Origin of the sequence: Paraburkholderia terricola (genome assembly GCF_003330825.1) — a bacterium.
GTDB lineage: Bacteria > Pseudomonadota > Gammaproteobacteria > Burkholderiales > Burkholderiaceae > Paraburkholderia > Paraburkholderia terricola.
In genome coordinates this window covers 3,992,751-4,010,185 of record NZ_CP024941.1, presented here as the reverse complement: position 1 = coordinate 4,010,185, position 17,435 = coordinate 3,992,751, and the positions used below count along the sequence as shown (strand labels likewise).

16 protein-coding genes and 1 pseudogene are annotated in these 17,435 nt (G+C 62.8%); 12 read left to right on the top strand and 5 right to left on the bottom strand.

Features of this window, described 5'->3' with window-relative positions; all coding sequences use genetic code 11:
• The first annotated feature begins 53 nt into the window (after nt 1-53).
• The 5 genes from CUJ90_RS18190 (at nt 54) to CUJ90_RS18170 (ending at nt 5,127) form a co-directional block, all read left to right on the top strand.
• Complete coding sequence (locus tag CUJ90_RS18190) at nt 54-1,169, top strand: YbdK family carboxylate-amine ligase (RefSeq protein ID WP_073427871.1); 1,116 nt, start codon at nt 54-56, stop codon at nt 1,167-1,169.
• 532 nt (nt 1,170-1,701) lie between these two features.
• Nucleotides 1,702-2,340: a MarR family winged helix-turn-helix transcriptional regulator gene (locus CUJ90_RS18185; RefSeq protein ID WP_073427870.1), complete on the top strand. Its 639-nt coding sequence runs from the start codon at nt 1,702-1,704 to the stop codon at nt 2,338-2,340.
• 128 nt (nt 2,341-2,468) lie between these two features.
• Nucleotides 2,469-3,182, top strand: coding sequence for a glutamine amidotransferase (locus CUJ90_RS18180; protein ID WP_114163373.1), 714 nt, complete (start codon nt 2,469-2,471; stop codon nt 3,180-3,182).
• 73 nt (nt 3,183-3,255) lie between these two features.
• Nucleotides 3,256-4,368, top strand: a complete 1,113-nt coding sequence (locus CUJ90_RS18175; protein WP_073427868.1) for an NADH:flavin oxidoreductase/NADH oxidase — start codon at nt 3,256-3,258, stop codon at nt 4,366-4,368.
• Nucleotides 4,369-4,584: 216 nt separating this feature from the next.
• Complete coding sequence (locus tag CUJ90_RS18170) at nt 4,585-5,127, top strand: SET domain-containing protein (protein ID WP_073427867.1); 543 nt, start codon at nt 4,585-4,587, stop codon at nt 5,125-5,127.
• A 57-nt stretch (nt 5,128-5,184) separates the two neighbouring features.
• Here CUJ90_RS18170 and CUJ90_RS18165 read toward each other — a convergent pair whose 3' ends face one another.
• Nucleotides 5,185-6,699 carry a sensor histidine kinase gene (locus CUJ90_RS18165; protein WP_073427866.1) on the bottom strand — a complete coding sequence of 505 codons (1,515 nt, stop codon included), beginning with the start codon at nt 6,697-6,699 and terminating at the stop codon, nt 5,185-5,187.
• A gap of 134 nt (nt 6,700-6,833) precedes the next feature.
• Complete coding sequence (locus tag CUJ90_RS18160; protein ID WP_073427865.1) at nt 6,834-7,520, bottom strand: response regulator; 687 nt, start codon at nt 7,518-7,520, stop codon at nt 6,834-6,836.
• A gap of 142 nt (nt 7,521-7,662) precedes the next feature.
• Here CUJ90_RS18160 and CUJ90_RS18155 point away from each other — a divergent pair, with 142 nt between their 5' ends.
• On the top strand, nt 7,663-7,887 hold the full coding sequence (locus CUJ90_RS18155; protein WP_073427864.1) for a DUF3717 domain-containing protein: 225 nt from the start codon (nt 7,663-7,665) through the stop codon (nt 7,885-7,887).
• A 106-nt stretch (nt 7,888-7,993) separates the two neighbouring features.
• Here the strand turns inward: CUJ90_RS18155 and CUJ90_RS18150 are convergent.
• Nucleotides 7,994-8,287, bottom strand: a pseudogene (locus tag CUJ90_RS18150) (4a-hydroxytetrahydrobiopterin dehydratase); the annotation flags it as partial.
• A gap of 227 nt (nt 8,288-8,514) precedes the next feature.
• Between CUJ90_RS18150 and CUJ90_RS18145 the strand changes: the two are divergent.
• The gene (locus CUJ90_RS18145) at nt 8,515-9,006 is read left to right on the top strand and encodes an Lrp/AsnC family transcriptional regulator (RefSeq protein ID WP_073427862.1); all 492 of its coding nucleotides are present in this window, start codon (nt 8,515-8,517) and stop codon (nt 9,004-9,006) included.
• 45 nt (nt 9,007-9,051) lie between these two features.
• Here the strand turns inward: CUJ90_RS18145 and CUJ90_RS18140 are convergent, their stop codons facing one another.
• Complete coding sequence (locus CUJ90_RS18140; RefSeq protein WP_073427861.1) at nt 9,052-9,588, bottom strand: class IV adenylate cyclase; 537 nt, start codon at nt 9,586-9,588, stop codon at nt 9,052-9,054.
• Nucleotides 9,589-9,909: 321 nt separating this feature from the next.
• Entirely contained in the window at nt 9,910-10,809 is a 900-nt protein-coding gene (locus tag CUJ90_RS18135) for a LysR family transcriptional regulator (protein WP_083086036.1), read from the bottom strand.
• Nucleotides 10,810-10,940: 131 nt separating this feature from the next.
• On the opposite strand from CUJ90_RS18135, the gene CUJ90_RS18130 reads away from it, so the two are divergent.
• The 5 genes from CUJ90_RS18130 (at nt 10,941) to CUJ90_RS18110 (ending at nt 17,435) form a co-directional block, all read left to right on the top strand.
• Nucleotides 10,941-12,479 carry a CoA-acylating methylmalonate-semialdehyde dehydrogenase gene (locus CUJ90_RS18130; RefSeq protein WP_114163372.1) on the top strand — a complete coding sequence of 513 codons (1,539 nt, stop codon included), beginning with the start codon at nt 10,941-10,943 and terminating at the stop codon, nt 12,477-12,479.
• A 119-nt stretch (nt 12,480-12,598) separates the two neighbouring features.
• Entirely contained in the window at nt 12,599-14,314 is a 1,716-nt protein-coding gene (locus CUJ90_RS18125; RefSeq protein ID WP_114163371.1) for a GMC family oxidoreductase, read from the top strand.
• 318 nt (nt 14,315-14,632) lie between these two features.
• Nucleotides 14,633-15,412, top strand: coding sequence for an ABC transporter ATP-binding protein (locus CUJ90_RS18120; RefSeq protein WP_073427857.1), 780 nt, complete (start codon nt 14,633-14,635; stop codon nt 15,410-15,412).
• Nucleotides 15,409-16,167 (top strand): ABC transporter ATP-binding protein, encoded by a 759-nt coding sequence (locus CUJ90_RS18115; RefSeq protein ID WP_073427856.1) that lies wholly within the window; start codon nt 15,409-15,411, stop codon nt 16,165-16,167. The genes CUJ90_RS18120 and CUJ90_RS18115 overlap by 4 nt, the downstream gene beginning before the upstream one ends.
• Before the next feature lie 53 nt (nt 16,168-16,220).
• Nucleotides 16,221-17,435: an ABC transporter substrate-binding protein gene (locus tag CUJ90_RS18110; RefSeq protein WP_083086031.1), complete on the top strand. Its 1,215-nt coding sequence runs from the start codon at nt 16,221-16,223 to the stop codon at nt 17,433-17,435.

Below are 17,435 nucleotides of genomic sequence, written 5' to 3'. Positions count from 1 at the left end.
AAAATCGGCCGGGCATCTGACACATACCGGGCCGATCCGACCCAGGGGACGCCATGTCACTCGAACCCTTCATCGATTCGAAACCGTTCACATTCGGCGTCGAACTCGAGATGCAAATCGTCAATACGCACGACTACGATCTGACCCGAGCCGGCTCCGATCTGATGCGGCTCATCAAGGACGAAAAGATTCCGGGCAACATCACGCCGGAAATCACCGAAAGCATGATCGAGTTGTCGACCGGCATTTGCACGACGCATGAACAGGCCGTCGCCGATTTGCGCAAGATTCGCGACACGCTGGTTTCCGCGGCGGACCGCCTGAACGTGGGGTTGTGCGGCGGCGGCACGCACGCTTTCCAGCAATGGAGCGAACGGCAGATCGTCGACACGCCGCGCTTCCAGTACCTTTCCGAGTTGTATGGCTATCTTGCCAAGCAATTCACGGTGTTCGGCCAGCATGTGCACATTGGCTGCCCGGATCCGAATAGCGCGCTCTACCTGCTGCATTCGATGTCGCGCTTCATTCCGCATTTCATCGCGTTGTCCGCCTCGTCGCCGTTCGTGCAGGGCGTGGATACCGGTTTTCATTCGGCGCGCCTGAACTCCGTGTTCGCGTTTCCGCTGTCGGGCCGTGCGCCGTTCGTGCTGACGTGGGACAGCTTCGAGGAATATTTCTCGAAGATGGTGCACACGGGTGTCGTCAACAGCATGAAGGATTTCTACTGGGACATCCGGCCGAAGCCGGGCTTCGGCACGATCGAAGTCCGCGTGATGGACACGCCGTTCTCGGTGGATCGCGCCGCGGCGATTGCCTGCTACATCCAGACGCTGGCGCGCCATCTGTTGCTCGACAAACCGATCACGCCGCGCGAGGACGATTACCTCGTCTACACGTTCAACCGTTTCGAGGCGTGCCGTTTCGGGCTTGCCGGCACCTGCATCAATCCGCAAACGGGTGAACGCAAGACGATCTCCGAAGACATTCTCGAAACGCTCGATCTGATCGCACCGCACGCCGAAGCATTGGGTTCGGGCAAGGCGCTCGCCGAAATCGGCGCGATCGCTCGCAATCAGGTGAACGATGCGACGTGGTTGCGCGGCGTCGTCGATCGGGAAAAGTCCTTGCATGAAGCCGTTCGGCAGCAGTGTTTGCAATGGCGCGCTTAGCCCGACCCGCGTTGCGGGGAATTCGTAAGGAAACCCGCCTCGAGCGGGTTTTTTTCTGTAATTTATTTTCCAGCTCGGCGCACTTAAGGGTTTTTAGAAATCCCGTATACAAAAGTAGTAATAGTTAACAAGCATCGCATCCGCCTGTGGACAACTGACCAATGTCGTTCAAAGTCAAGACACTACGTAAACCATAACCGGGCTGATCGAAGGTGGGCCGATGCCGCGACGCGAGGACAACTCAGAGACGGGCAGCGCGGTCAGCCGGCTTATCAAGAATCGGTGCACAGGTCGTCCCCGTGTTTTCCCGCGGTTATCCACAGATCGCGTTGGATAAGTTAGCTGTACGATTCGCCGCTCTCGCATAGAATGTCGTTTTCGCCGCCTTGGCCAGTCAGGCGGTAAATTTTTGAGATAGTCGAAACGGTCTCGCCCGCGACTGGGACGAGGCTACCCCACAAAGGCTACGGGCACGGTCGGCAGAAGGGTCGCCGATCCTGCACGAGGGCTGTAAATAAACCAATCGAAGATTATGAGCGAAGGCGTATACGGAGAACAGGCGACCGGGCGGGTGACCCACAGCCTATTGCGATTGAGCACGGCGATGCGAAGCCAGGCTTGGGAATGGGCCGAAGGCGCGGGTCTCACGCCGACTCAGGGCGAGATCCTGGTCTTGTTGATGCAGCGCAAGGGTCCGATGCGCCTGGGCGAGATCGCGCGTGAAACGGCGCTGACCGCCGCGACCACCAGTGATGCGGTGAGCACGCTCGAAGGCAAGGGTCTGGTCGAAAAGCGCCGCGCGCTCGACGACGGCCGCGCACTCGCGGTTCGCCTGACAGCGCGTGGCCGCACGGCCGCCAAGCGCGCCGCGCAATGGCCGGACTTTTTGGCCAAGGCGGTCGGCACGCTGCGCGACGACGAGCAGACCATGTTCTATCGCACTCTGCTGAAAACCGTTCATCAACTGGAAGCGCAAGGCACCATTCCACCGCACCGCATGTGCCTGAGCTGCGCGCACTTCGAGCCGAGCAAGAATCCGAAGAAGACGCCGCATTACTGCGCGCTGCTCGACCTGAAGCTGTCGGATACGGATGTGCGCCTCGATTGCTCGGTGCATGAAACCGCCGACGCCGCCACCCAGAAGAAGACGTGGAAGATCTACGCCCAATAAGGCGGCTTCTTTCACGACAATCCGCTACACTGCCAAGCCGGCTTCGGCGGTCGGCGCACATGCCGACCGCCAGCCGTTCGAGCGCCGCATAGCGGCAAGTCCTTAGTCAATCTGAAGGTGGGCAGCCGATGAATCGCGAAGTTCTGGCCATTCGGCACGTGTACTTCGAGGATCTGGGCAGTCTCGAGCTGGTGCTCGGCGAGCGCGGTCGCCCGGTCCGCTATCTCGACGTCGGCTTCGCGCGTATCGAGGCGCCCGACCCGGTTGCCGCGTCGTTGATGGTGGTGCTGGGCGGTCCGATCAGCGCAACCGACGACGCGCTTTATCCGACACTCGGGCCACTGCTGTCCAAGATCGAAAAACGCATCGCGGCCGGTTTGCCGACGCTCGGCATCTGCCTCGGCGCTCAATTGATCGCGCGCGCGCTCGGCGCGCGCGTCTATTCCGCGGGCCATACGGAACTCGGCTGGACGCCGCTCACCCTCACCGAGGCGGGCCGCGCTTCGCCGGTGCGTCATCTGGATGGGGCGCACACGTCCATGTTGCATTGGCACGGCGACACCTTCGATTTACCCGACGGCGCCACGCGGCTTGCTTCGACGCCGGCCTGCGAGAACCAGGCGTTTGCCTTTGGCGATCACGTTCTGGGTCTGCAATGTCACCCGGAGATTCGCGCCGACCGCTTCGAGCCCTGGCTGATCGGCAATGCCGGCGAGATTGCCGGTCACGGTATCGATGCCCGTCAGTTGCGCGCCGAGACCGCGCGTCTTGGTCCGGCGCTGGAAGCCGCCGCGCGCCGCATGTTCGGCGAATGGCTCGATCAGGTCGAGGCGAAACCCTGACCAGGGCTTGACTGCAGTAAATCACTCGCGATGCTATGCTCGACCGCTCTCGGGTTCTTACTGGGCGGAATTCATGAGCGCGCTTTTTTCTCCGCTCACGCTGCGTAGCGTGACGCTTCCCAACCGTATCGTCGTGTCCCCGATGTGCCAGTACTCCGCCGAGCGCGGCGAGGCGACTGCATGGCACATGATCCATCTCGGCAGTCTCGCCTTGTCCGGCGCGGGCATGTTGTGCATCGAGGCGACCGCGGTCGAGCCCGATGGCCGCATCACGCCCGGCGATCTTGGACTGTGGGACGACGCCACCGAAGCCGCGCTCGTGCCGGTGCTGGCCGCTATCCGCAAGCATTCGCGCATCAGCGTGACGATGCAGTTGGCGCACGCCGGGCGTAAGGCCTCGAGTCACGCGCCGTGGGAAGGCGGGCAACTGATTCCGGTGTCGCAAGGCGGCTGGCTGCCGCACGCGCCGTCCGCGTTGCCGCATAAGGCGGGCGAAGAGCCGCCTCTCGCGCTCGACACAGCCGGCTTGAACCGGATTCGTGAAGCATTCGCGGCGTCTGCGCGGCGCGCCGCGCGCCTGGGTATCGACGCGTTGGAAGTGCACGCGGCACATGGCTATCTGCTGCATCAGTTCCTCTCGCCGATCGCCAATCAACGCGGCGACGAGTACGGCGGCTCGCTCGGCAACCGCATGCGTTTTCCACTCGAAATCTTCGACATCGTGCGCGCCGCATTTCCCGCCGACAAACCGGTGGGCGTGCGGGTTTCCGCGACCGACTGGGTCGAAGGCGGCTGGACACTTGAAGATACGATCGCATTTGCCGACGAGTTGAAAAAGCGCGGCTGCGACTGGATCGACGTGTCGTCGGGCGGTGTCTCGCCGTTGCAGAAGATCCCGCTCGAACCGGGCTATCAGATCCCCTTCGCGAGGGCGGTCAAGCAAGCCACCGGCCTCACCACCATCGGCGTGGGGCTCATCACCGATCCGGTCCATGCCGAGCAACTGATCGAAGCCGGCGACGCCGATCTGATCGCATTGGCCCGTGCCTTGCTGTACAACCCGCGCTGGCCCTGGCACGCCGCGGCGCAACTCGGCGCGACGGTCGAGGCGCCGCCGCAGTACTGGCGCTCACAACCGCGAGAGCAGAAAGCGCTGTTCGGCGAGATCTCGTTCGGACAACGGTGAAGATGCCGGCGCGTCTTGCGCTGAGCGCTTATTGACGGTTGAACGAAGCCGTCTTGAGCGTGTAGGATGCCGGTTGTGGCGCATGGGCGTCCAAGGTTCGCGGCGCTCGCAAGGCGCCGCGTTTGCTATCGGCGTCAGCAAAAGCAGCGCGTCAGACGCGAGCATGGCTGACGGCTACCGGAACTTCACTTTCAGTTCTTCACAAGGATTCATTCAATGAGTTCACGCAGGATCGCCGTGCGTCGTTCGGGTGTGCACGGCAAAGGCGTGTTTGCCCTCGAACCGATTGCGGCCGGCGAACGGCTGATCGAATACAAAGGTGAGCGGATCTCTTGGAAAGAAGCGTTGCGCCGTCATCCGCATAATCCGGCGGAACCGAATCACACGTTCTATTTCGCGCTCGACAGCGGCAAGGTCATCGACGGCAAGGTGAACGGCAACAGTGCGCGATGGATCAACCATTCATGCGCGCCGAACTGTGAAGCCGAGGAAATCGACGGTCACGTGTACGTGCATGCGTTGCGCGACATTGCCGAGGGCGAGGAAGTCTTTTACGACTATGGCCTGGTGATCGACGCGCGTCAGACCAAGAAGCTCAAGAAGGAATACGAATGCCGTTGCGGCGCGCGCAAGTGCCGCGGCACGATGCTGGCGTTGCCCGAGAAAGAGAAGGGCGCGGGAAAATCGGACAAGGCGGCGAAGTCGGTCAAGTCGTTGAAGAAGGCTGCGGCGCCGGCGAAAAAAGCGAAGAAGAAATGAAACACGGGCGGCCTGAATTGACGATAAAGTCCAGGCCGCCCGCGTTGACCCGCATCGTCACATATCGATCGGCGCCGAGTGCGCCGATTTTTTTTCGGGCTGCCCGGGGCCTTCTTCTGTCTGCGCACCGGGGCTGCTCTGAGCAGTGGTGGGCACGAGCGGAATGCGGACGATAAAACGTGCTCCGCCTTCCGGTGCGTCTTCGTAATGCACGCTGCCGTGATGCAGCACCATGATGTCGTGAACGATCGCGAGACCGAGACCGGCGCCGCCGTCCACGCCGGAGTCGCTCTGGCCATCGCCGCGGAAGAATCGTTTGAACAGATCGGCTTGCTGCGTGAGCGGCACGCCCGGCCCGTTGTCCTCGACGATGATCTCGGCCATGCGCACCTGGTCGATCACCGTTTGCGACACCGTCACCGTGATGCGCCCGCCATCGAAGCGCGACGGCGGCACGTACTTCAGCGCGTTATCCAGCAGATTCGCCATCACTTCGTGCAGCAGCACGGGATTGCCGCGTGCCATCAGCGGATGATCGTTGGCGGGATCGTCGAGCCGCTGGAAACCGAGGTCGACGTGAAACGCCAGCGCGCGCGGCACCCATTCCGCACCCGTGTCGAACGCGAGCGCGGCCATATCGACATCGACGAAGCGGGCCGCCTGTTCGCCCGGCTCGGCGCGCGCGAGCGACAGCAGTTGATTCGACAGCCGCACCGCGCGGTCGGCTGCGGCGCGCAGCTCGCGCACCGCGGCCAGCGCTTGCTGCGGGTCGCGCGCCACAGCGGCTTGCTCCGCATGCAGCTTGACGGCGGTGAGCGGCGTGCGCAGTTGATGCGCGGCGTCGGCGATGAATTTGCGCTGGCCGTCGAGCGCGGTTTTCAGGCGATCAAGCAGGGCGTTCAGCGCGCCGGTGAGGGGCCGGATTTCGACCGGCACGTAGGTTTCGTCGACCGGTTCGAGGGAGGTGTGGGTCTGCCGGTTCAGCGAGTCGGCAAGATCGGTCAGCGGATTGAGCTGCTGATTGACGACGCGCCACACGATGATCCACCCCGCCAGCAGCAACAACAGCAGCGGCATCATGATCGCGACCAGAAACTCGGCGGCGATTTGAAAACGGTGATGCACCGGCTGACCCACTTCGACGACGATCGGATTGCCGACCGGCTGGTCGACGCGCACCTGCGCCACGCGCACCGTCACGCCTTCATGCTGCGTTTCGAACACATACGCGTAGTGCATGCGCCGCACGCTGGTGCCTTGTAGCGGCAGCTTCGGGTCGCCGGCGATTTCGGTTTCGCCGTTGCTGATCCGGTAGACCAGGTGCTCGACCGGATCGGAGAACATGGCTTGCGCGAGCGGCGGCACGGTGAACCGCGCATCCGCTCCGGCGATCTGGATCTGTTTGGAGATGGCGGTGGCGAGATCGGCGAGCGAGCGGTCCACCACGTGCTGCGTGTACTGCCACGCGAGCCAGTAAGCGATCAGGCCGCTCATCAGCGCGAGCAGCGAAAGGGGAGCGGCTAGGCGCCGCAGCAGCGTGCGGCGCAGACTATTGGCGGCCGGCTGGGGCATGATCGAACGCGCGGGAAAGTGGCAACGGCGAAGGCGCCGTGAAATTCCGCCGGATGCCGGCGAATCGCGCACCAGGTGCGCGGCGCCGGCCCGGCGCCGTCAGGCCGCGACGAAGATCGCGGCCCTCAGGGCGATTATGCGGCCTGGCGGATTTCCTGCAACAGATAACCGAAGCCACGCACCGTGACGATTTCGACGCGGCAGCTTTCGAGCTTTTTACGCACCCGGTGCACATAGACCTCGATCGCGGTGTCGCCGAGATCGCCGCCGAAGTGCGTCAGATGGTCTTGCAATTGCGCCTTGCTGACCACGCGGCCATGACGCAGCAACAGCATTTCGAGCACGGCGAATTCACGCGGCGACAGTTCGAGCGGCTTGTCGTCGTTGAAAATGCGGCGATCGACGCCCGACAGGCGCACGCCGCCGAGCGACACTTCCGGACGCGGCATGTCGCCGTGCGGACCGCTGCGGCGCATCACCGCGCGAATGCGCGCTTCGAGTTCCGCGGGTTCGAATGGCTTCAGCAGGTAATCGTCGGCGCCGGAATTCAGGCCTTGAACGCGGTCGTTCAATTCGTCGCGCGCGGTGAGGATGATCACCGGCGTATGACGATTGCTCTGACGAAAACGCGAGAGCAGCGTCATGCCGTCGATACCGGGCAGACCCAGATCGAGGATCACCAGTTCATGGCGGTTTTGCGTGAGGGCCTGCTCGGCGAAGATGCCGTCATGGACCATGTCGACGGTGAAGCCGGCTTGTTCGAGACTGCTTTGGATGCCGCGTGCGATGGGGCGGTCATCTTCAATCAGAAGGAGTCGCATGGATTTCGCTCAATTACAATGGGTTAGGCATGTGGGCAAGCGGTTCGCCGGGGCGCCTGCCGCACAGCCGGGGCGTGCGCCGCGGCCGTGCCGATAACCGACACGAACCGCCGCGAAGCAGCCACTGAGCGATCACGAAGTCATGTCCGAGATAACGATTCACGAACTGGAAGCCGCGATCAACTTCTGGCGCGCCCGCTCACCTTCGAGCGGCGACGAACTCGTTCTGTGCAAGGAGGCAAGCGCGCTCTCCAAGCCGTATGCGTTGATGATTGTACAGCGTCAGCAGACGCTATCGCGGGATCGTTTGGACGCGGTTGCGCGGCAGGCGTGGGATTCTTACGTGTACCTTAAGAACAGCCTGTAGAACTGAAGGTTTGGATGCCCGATAGCCTGCAATGCCCTTTCAGTACTGACCGAATCGTTCGATAAACCTCGATCGGACGCCCCGGCACGCAACCTGAGCGCAGGTGTTACGAAGTAATACTGTCGATGAACCGGGCCAGTTCGATGTCACGCTCGCTCAAGCCGTCGACCTCGTGCGTGGACAACGTGATTTCCACCTTGTCGTAGACGTTGAACCATTCTGGGTGGTGGTCCATCTCCTGCGCCTTGATCGCCACGCGCGTCATGAAGCCGAATGCTTCGTTGAAGTCGGCGAATCTGAACTGCCGCTGGATTGCGTCGCGGCCGGCCACGGCTTGCCAGCCGTGCAATTTCGCAACCTGCGTCGCACGTTGCTCGGAAGTCAGTTTATGAATCATGGCGCTACCTCGTTGAGCTGGACAGGCGCGCGGAAAAAGCCGGGCGCGTCCATTATCTTTTCACGGATCCGGCGAGCTTGCCGTGCGTGTCGTCGGCGTTTGTCTTCGGATATCGCCGTGCGTCCGCCAGCCTTTGCGTGAGCCGCTTCCGCCGGGGCGACCGTGTTCGAGTCTGAGAACCCGCGTGCAATAATCGCGCATTCAACGGCGATTCCGTGCGGACACTCATCATGTTGGAACTCGATCACTTCGATCTTGCGTTGCTGGACGTTCTTCAGCGCTTTGGCCGCGCCACGCATCAGCAATTGGCGGAGCAGGTGCCGCTGTCGCCGTCGCAGATCGGACGGCGTTTGCAGCGGCTGGAGCAACTGGGGGTGGTGGACGGCTATCGTGTCGTGCTGCGCCCGGAGAAGCTCGGGCTCGGCGTCACGGCCTTCACGAGCTTGAAGTTGAAGCACCACGGCGATTCGGTGATCGAGCAATTCCAGCAGCAGATCGAGGTGCTGCCTGAAGTGCTGGAATGTCACGCGGTAGTCGGCGACGCCGACTACTTGTTGCGCATCGTGGCGCCCGATCTGAACTATCTGTCGACGTTCGTCATGAAGAAGCTGATGCGCGTGCCGGGCGTCGATAGCGTGCGCTCGAATATCGTGCTCACCACGTTCAAGCGTAACGGGCCGTTGCCGCTCGGCCATCTGTCGCCCGGAGCGGCTGCGGCTTAAGTAACGGTTGTTGCATGGGCTCGCCCGCGACCGCGCAGCGATCATTCATGCCGCTTGCTTCGGCTCGCTCTCCGGGCTCAGCAAATCGACGTAGGCCACCGCCACCAGATCCGCTTCCGGCACGCCGAGGCTCGCGAACATCGCATGCGCTTCGGCGTGGCCGCTTTCTTCGTCGTCATCCTGGGCGAGCACGACTTCGAGTTCGACGAAGTCACCGAGACCGTCCACGCGGTCCAGGTGAATTCGCGTGCGCCCGGTCAGATACACATGACGTTCCTTCGTGACGATGCCGCGCGTGGTCAGCGCGGTGGCGAGCAGCGCGTGCATGGCTTCGGGGTTCGTGACGGGGCTGCGCGTGTAATACGACGCTTTCGGGCCGTCGCGGTCGTCGCGCTGATAGAAGATCAATTCGGCCGGCGTGCCGTCGTCGAACTGGCGCAGTTTCAGGCGGCCGCGCGGCACGTCGTAGAAAAAGTCCTGCTGGCGGAAGATCAGCGGCGCGTCGGGCGCGAGCTGCGCGGCGCGTTCGCGCAGTTGCTCGAAATGCTGGGCGCGGGCTTTGATTTCAATGTTGCGTGCCATGTCAGGCTCCTGTCGATGAATGGAGTGGTCGGCGGCTTCCGGTGTTGACGGGCGAAGCTGCCGGGAAGGACGAAGTCAGACGGAACAGAAAACGATGTGGGGCCGGCGCGTAAGCGCGAAGCGTCAATCTAACAAAAAGTCCGTGACGGCGTGGTTTCAGATGAGAGCGTGGCGCGCGGAACTGCGCTTGTCCGGCCGCTCGGGTCAATCGCACACGAACTGGCAGCGAGCATGAGCATCGAACGTGCGGCTGTCATGAGAACGGCTCATATCGGTTCCGCGCCGCTTCCAGCCGCGTCCATGTCGCGTCCACGTCCACCCTCATGTCGCCCATTGCTGTTCGATCAGCTTCAATGCCGCCGCGATCGCCGGCTCGTCCTTGCGCGCCGCGAGCGTAATAAAACTGAGCTGGGTCGGCACGGTGACGCCTTCCACGATGGTCAGCGCGTGCGCATGCGCTTCGGCGATCGCGGTGGCGTCGCGCGCCAGCGTCAGGCCGACGCCCGACTTGACGAGATCGAGCATCGACGGCTCCTGGTCCACTTCCGCCACCTTTAGCGGTTTCACGCCCGCTTCGCCGAAGCAGCGCGACAACAACCGGTTGTGCGCGGAGGCGGGCGGCGTCCAGATCCACGGCAGCGCCGCGAGCGAGCGCCAGTCGCGCGCGCCCTTCACGCGGTCCTTCCAGCCGGGCGGCGCCAGCACGCGATACTGGAAATGCGTGAGCGTGACGGCGTGGAAGGCCGCGCCGTCGCGTGGATCGTCGTCGGAGGGCAGGCCGATGTAGTAACCCACGTCCAGTTCGCCCGCGCGAACCTGCTCCAGCACCCAGCCCGACATGCCATGCCGCAAGGCCGTCTCGATGCGCGGCCAGGTCTCCACCAGTTGCTTCAGAAAGCCGCCCAGGCGCAGAAACGTCGGGTCGAGAATCGTGCCGATCTGCAAGCGTCCGCGCACTTCGTGACGCAGCGACTCCGCCGCCCGCTGCACGTCGCTCGCGGCGGCGAGCGCCCGCTCGGCGTGCGGCAGAAGCGCCTGACCATCGCGCGTGAGCGAGAGCCCGTGGGAGGTCCGCGTGAACAGCGTGACGCCCAGCGTCTCCTGCAAATGTTTGATTTGCAGGCTGACGGCGGGTTGGGTCAGGTGCAGTTGCACGGCGGCACGCGTGAGGTTGCCCTCGCGTGCGACGGTGACAAAAGCCCGGAGCAGAGTCAGATCCATATCCTGATATTAGCGCGGCTTATAGCGCAATTGAGCATTACTCATTGGATTTGTGCGCCCGAAGCGCCTTACGCTTGCGTTCATCACGCCGGTCGCGTCGGGCGGAAGACCTTCACACCAAGAGGAACGAGATGAGCGAGACACATCAGGACGAGACCGTCCGCAGCGAAACGAGCGCCCGCGCGCTGACCCATTTCATCAACGGCAAGACGGTCGACGGCACCAGCCATCGTTTCGGCGACGTCTTCAATCCCGCGCTCGGCGCCGTGAGCGCCCGCGTGCCGCTGGCGAGCGTCGCCGAAGTGGACGCGGCGGTCGCCGCCGCCCGCGACGCGTTTCCCGCATGGAGCGAAACCGCGCCGATCAAGCGAGCGCGCGTGCTGTTCAAATTCAAGGAACTGCTCGATCGCCACCACGACGAACTGGCGGAATTGATCACACGTGAACACGGCAAGGTGTTCTCGGACGCGAAGGGCGAAGTGATGCGCGGCATCGAGATCGTCGAGTTCGCGTGCGGCATTCCCAATCTGCTGAAGACCGACTTCACCGATCAGATCGGCGGCGGGATCGACAACTGGAATCTGCGGCAGCCGCTCGGCGTGGTCGCCGGAATCACGCCGTTCAATTTCCCGATGATGGTGCCGTGCTGGATGTTCCCGGTGGCGATCGCGTGCGGCAACACGTTCGTGCTGAAGCCGTCGGAGCGTGATCCGTCCGCGTCGATCCGTCTCGCCGAATTGTTCAAGGAAGCCGGCTTGCCGGATGGCGTGCTCAACGTCGTGCATGGCGACAAGGTCGCGGTCGACGCCTTGCTCGTGCATCCCGAAGTGAGCGCGTTGTCGTTCGTGGGCTCGACGCCGATCGCCGAATACATCTATACGGAAGGCACGAAGCACGGCAAGCGCGTGCAGGCGTTGGGCGGCGCAAAGAATCACCTGGTGGTGATGCCGGACGCGGATCTCGATCAGGCTGTCGACGCATTGATCGGCGCGGCCTACGGTTCGGCGGGCGAGCGCTGCATGGCGATTTCGGTGGCCGTCGCGGTGGGGCATATCGCCGACGAATTGATCGAGCGGCTCACACCGCGCGTGAAGAGCCTGAAGATTCTCAACGGCATGGAATCGGCCGCCGAAATGGGACCGCTGGTCACAGCCGCGCATCGCGAGAAAGTGACGGGCTATATCGAAGCGGGTGTCGCGGCGGGTGCGAAGCTGGTGGTCGACGGACGGGGTCATCAGGTGGCCGGGCACGAGCAGGGCTTCTTTCTCGGCGGCACCTTGTTCGACGATGTCTCGACCGACATGAAGATTTACCGCGAGGAGATTTTCGGACCGGTGCTGTGCGTGGTGCGGGTGCCGGATTTCGCTTCCGCGGTGGAGCTCATCAACGCCAACGAGTTCGCCAACGGCGTGTCGCTGTTCACTTCCGACGGCGGTGTCGCGCGGGCTTTCTCCCGTCAGATCCAGATCGGCATGGTGGGGATCAACGTGCCGATTCCGGTGCCGATGGCGTGGCATTCCTTTGGCGGCTGGAAGAAGTCGCTATTCGGCGATCATCACGCTTATGGCGAGGAAGGCGTGCGGTTCTACACGCGCTATAAGAGCATCATGCAGAGATGGCCCGACAGCATCGCGAAAGGTGCCGAGTTCACGATGCCTGTCGCCAAATAGTTTGAGACGTTTGCCTTCGGCTGCGCTGTTTCGCGGCGCGCCGAAGGCACGAAATGAACGGGCGCATGCAGGCAAACAGCAACCAGACGCCTTGCGGAAAAAAGCCAGGAGACAAAACAATGAGCGACACCGATAGCCCATCTTGGGCAGCCCGGCGCCTGGAAGGCGAATTCGATTACATCATCGTCGGCGCGGGGACGGCGGGTTGCGTGCTCGCCAATCGCCTCACTGAAGATCCGGAAATCCAGGTGCTGCTGCTCGAAGCCGGCGGCAAGGACGATTACCACTGGATTCACGTGCCGGTCGGCTACCTCTATTGCATCGGCAATCCGCGCACGGACTGGCTTTATAAAACCCAGGCGGAGCCCGGCCTCAACGGCCGCGCGCTTTCCTATCCACGCGGGCGCGTACTCGGCGGCAGTTCGTCGATCAACGGCATGATCTACATGCGTGGTCAGCGGGAGGACTACGACGAGTGGGCGCGCGTGACCAACGACGCCTCCTGGTCCTGGAACGCGGTCCTGCCCATCTTCAAGCGCAGCGAGGACCACCACGCCGGCGCGAATGAATCGCATGGCGCGGGTGGGCCGTGGCGCGTCGAAAAGCAACGGCTCAAATGGAAAATCCTCGAGGAGTTTTCGCACGCCGCGCAACAGACCGGCATACCCGTTACCGATGACTTCAATCGCGGCGACAACACCGGCGTCGGCTACTTTGACGTCAATCAGAAACGCGGCATTCGTTGGAACGCATCGAAGGCGTTTCTGCGTCCCGCGCTCAAGCGGCCGAATCTCACGATCATCACCGGCGCGCACACGCAGCGCGTCGTGTTCGAAGGACGCCGCTGCACCGGCGTCGAATATCGCGGCGACAACACCGACTATCTCGCCAAGGCGCGCTGCGAAGTGATCCTCAGCGCGGGCGCGGTCAACTCGCCGCAACTGCTCGAACTATCCGGCATCGGCAACGGCGCGCGTCTGCAAAATCTGGGTATCGCGGTCGTGAACGATCTGCGCGGCGTCGGCGAAAACTTGCAGGACCATTTGCAATTGCGGATGGCTTATCAGGTCGACGGCGTGCGCACGCTCAATACCGCGTCCGCGCACTGGTGGGGCAAGCTGATGATCGGCGTGCAATACGCGCTCTTTCAAAGCGGGCCGATGTCGATGTCGCCGTCGCAACTCGGCGCGTTCGCCAGGTCCGACCCGGATGACCGCTCGCTTACGCGCCCCGACCTCGAATATCACGTGCAGCCGCTCTCGCTCGATCGCTTCGGCGAACCGCTGCATCGCTTCAATGCGTTCACAGCCTCGGTGTGTCATTTGCGGCCGACTTCGCGCGGCAGCATTCACATCGAATCGGCGGATGCGGCGGCGCCGCCGTTGATCGCGCCCAACTATCTCTCCACCGATTACGACCGGCACGTCGCCGCGAACGCGCTGCGTCTCACGCGCCGCATCGCCGCGGCGCCCGCGCTCGGGCGCTATCGGCCGCGGGAAATTTTGCCCGGTCTCCAGTATCAGACCGAGGAAGAACTGCAGCAGGCCGCAGGCGCGGTCGGCACCACGATCTTTCATCCGGTCGGCACCTGCCGCATGGGTACGAGCGATGATCCGGGCGCGGTGGTCGATAACCGGCTACGAGTTATCGGTGTTGACGGCTTGCGCGTCGTCGATGGATCCGTCATGCCCACCATTACTTCGGGCAACACCAACTCGCCCACGTTGATGATCGCCGAGCGTGCGAGCGACATGATCCGCGAAGATCGCCGCGCGCGCGTGGCCGGCAGCGTGGCCGCGCAAATCAGCGCCACGCCGTCGATGTCCGCTTTGTGACAGGCGAGAATGCTTGCCGCATAGGCGACTCGCCGTATGTGTCGGACAGACGTGTCGTGCAATGAAGAAAGGTTGAGCAAGCAACGTGCACGCACCGACCGTGCGCGAGACGGCGTCATCCACTAAGTGCAAATCCCAATGAATGCGCTGCATCATTGGCGCGACAATGGCAGCCATGCTGCGTGCCGCCTTTGGATTACCGTCCCGATTGGTGCAGCACGCCAATGAGCGGCATGGGGTGCCGCCATATAAAAAAGTCGCGCAAGGATTCGCGCGGAAGATCGTAGTGCTTCGCCTTACTCCGTCACGGAAGGGAACATGATTCTCGGCGATACGATTCTCGAAACGCGGGGGCTTACCCGCGAGTTCAAAGGCTTCATCGCCGTGAATGGGGTGAACCTGCGCGTTCGGCGCGGCTCGATCCACGCGCTGATCGGGCCCAATGGGGCAGGCAAAACCACCTGTTTCAATCTGCTCACCAAGTTTCTCGAACCCACCGCGGGTCAGATCGTCTTTAACGGCATTGACATTACCGGTGAGCGTCCCGCGCAAATCGCGCGCCGCGGCATCATCCGGTCATTCCAGATTTCCGCTGTATTTCCGCATCTGACGGCATTGCAGAATGTGCGGATCGGTTTGCAGCGCTCGCTCGGCACCGCGTTTCATTTCTGGAGGAGCGAGCGCACGCTGCGCCAGCTCGACGATCGCGCCATGGATCTGCTCACCCAGGTCGGCTTGACCGATTTCGCCGATGTGTTGACCGTCGAACTTTCATACGGCCGCAAGCGCGCGCTGGAAATCGCCACCACCCTCGCGATGGAGCCTGAACTGATGCTGCTCGACGAACCGACGCAAGGCATGGGCCACGAAGACGTCGATCGCGTCACGGCGCTGATCAAAAAAGTATCGAGCGGTCGCACGATTCTGATGGTCGAGCACAACATGAACGTGATCGCCGGCATCTCCGACACGATCACCGTGCTGCAACGGGGTGAAGTGCTGGCCGAAGGCAGCTACGCCGAAGTGTCCAAGAATCCGCTCGTGATGCAAGCCTACATGGGCAGCGCCGACGCGGCGCTCGCCGGAGCCCACGCATGAATACGATTGCCGAGCGCGAAAGCCTCGAAGTGAGCGACACGGGCGGCGCCGCGCCTGCGCTGGAGATCACCGGTTTGCAGGCGTGGTACGGGGAATCCCATATCCTGCACGGCGTCGATCTGACGGTGAACCGCGGCGAAGTCGTCACGCTGCTTGGCCGCAATGGCGCGGGACGCACCACGACATTACGCGCCATCATGGGGCTGACCGGGCGGCGCACGGGTTCGATCCGCATCGGCGGACGCGAAACCATCAACTTGCCCACGCATCGCATCGCGCATTGCGGCATCGGTTATTGCCCGGAAGAGCGCGGTATTTTTTCGAGTCTCTCGTGCGAGGAGAATCTGCTGTTGCCGCCGCCCGTCGGCGACAAGGCGCACATGATGTCGCTCGAGGAAATCTATTCGATGTTCCCGAATCTGCAGGAACGCCGCATGAGCCAGGGCACGCGGCTCTCGGGCGGCGAACAGCAGATGCTGGCGGTCGCACGCATTCTGCGCACCGGCGCGAGCCTGCTGCTGCTCGACGAAATCTCGGAAGGGCTCGCGCCTGTCATCGTGCAGGCGCTCGCGCGCATGATCATCACGCTCAAGGCGCGCGGCTATACGGTCGTGATGGTCGAACAGAATTTCCGTTTTGCGGCACCACTTGCCGATCGCTTCTATGTGATGGAGCACGGCGCGATTGTCGAGCACTTCGGGGCGAGTGAACTCGAAAGCAAGATGCCGGTGCTGCATGACTTACTAGGCGTGTAGAAACACGCCTGATTGCCTCTGATAACCACAAGCGAAGAACCCAGGAGACAGGAATGAAAAAGAACCCACTCGCGCGGCTTGCCACACTCTGTTTCGCGGTCGCCGCCGGCGCCGCTTTGACGATGGGCACCGCGCAAGCGGCTGATGATGCGGTGAAGATCGGTTTCGTTACCGACATGTCCGGCCTGTACGCGGACATCGACGGCCCGGGCGGCCTCGAGGCGATTCGCATGGCGGTGGCGGACTTCGGCGGCAAAGTCAACGGCAAGCCGATCACGGTGGTCTACGCCGATCACCAGAACAAGGCGGATATCGCGGCGTCGCGCGCACGCGAGTGGTTCGATCGCGAGGGCGTCGATCTGCTGATCGGCGGCACGAACTCGGCAACCGCCTTGTCGATGAACACGGTGGCCAACGAGAAGCACAAGGTCTATATCAGCATCGGCGCGGGCGCCGACACGCTGACCAACGAGCAATGCACGCCGTACACGATCCACTATGCGTACGACACCACCGCGCTCGCCAAGGGCACCGGCTCCGCGGTGACGAAGCAGGGCGGCAAGACGTGGTACTTCCTGACCGCCGACTACGCGTTCGGCAAGGCGCTCGAAAAGAACACCGCGGACGTGGTGAAGGCAAACGGCGGTCAGGTGCTGGGCGAAGTGCGGCATCCGCTGTCGGCGTCGGACTTCTCGTCGTTCCTGCTGCAGGCGCAATCGTCGAAGGCGCAGATTCTGGGCCTCGCCAACGCAGGCGGCGACACGATCAATTCGATCAAGGCCGCCAAGGAATTCGGCGTCACCAAGACGATGAAGCTCGCCGCGTTGCTGGTGTTCATCAACGACATCCACAGCCTGGGGCTCGAAACGACCCAGGGCCTCGTGCTGACGGATAGCTGGTACTGGAACAAGGACGCGACAACGCGCAAGTGGGCGCAGCGCTACTTCGACAAGATGCGGAAGATGCCGTCGAGCCTGCAGGCCGCCGACTACTCGGCGGCCATGACCTACCTGAAGGCCGTGCAGGCTGTCGGCTCGACCGACTCCGAGAAGGTCATGGCGCAACTGAAGAAGGCGAAGGTCGACGACTTCTACGCGAAGGGCTACATCCGTCAGGACGGCAGCATGATCCACGACATGTACCTGATGCAGGTGAAGACGCCGGCTGAATCGAAAGAGCCGTGGGACTACTACAAGATCGCCGCGACGATCCCCGGCGAGCAGGCGTTTACCACCAAGGCTGAAACGCGCTGCGCGCTGTGGAAATAA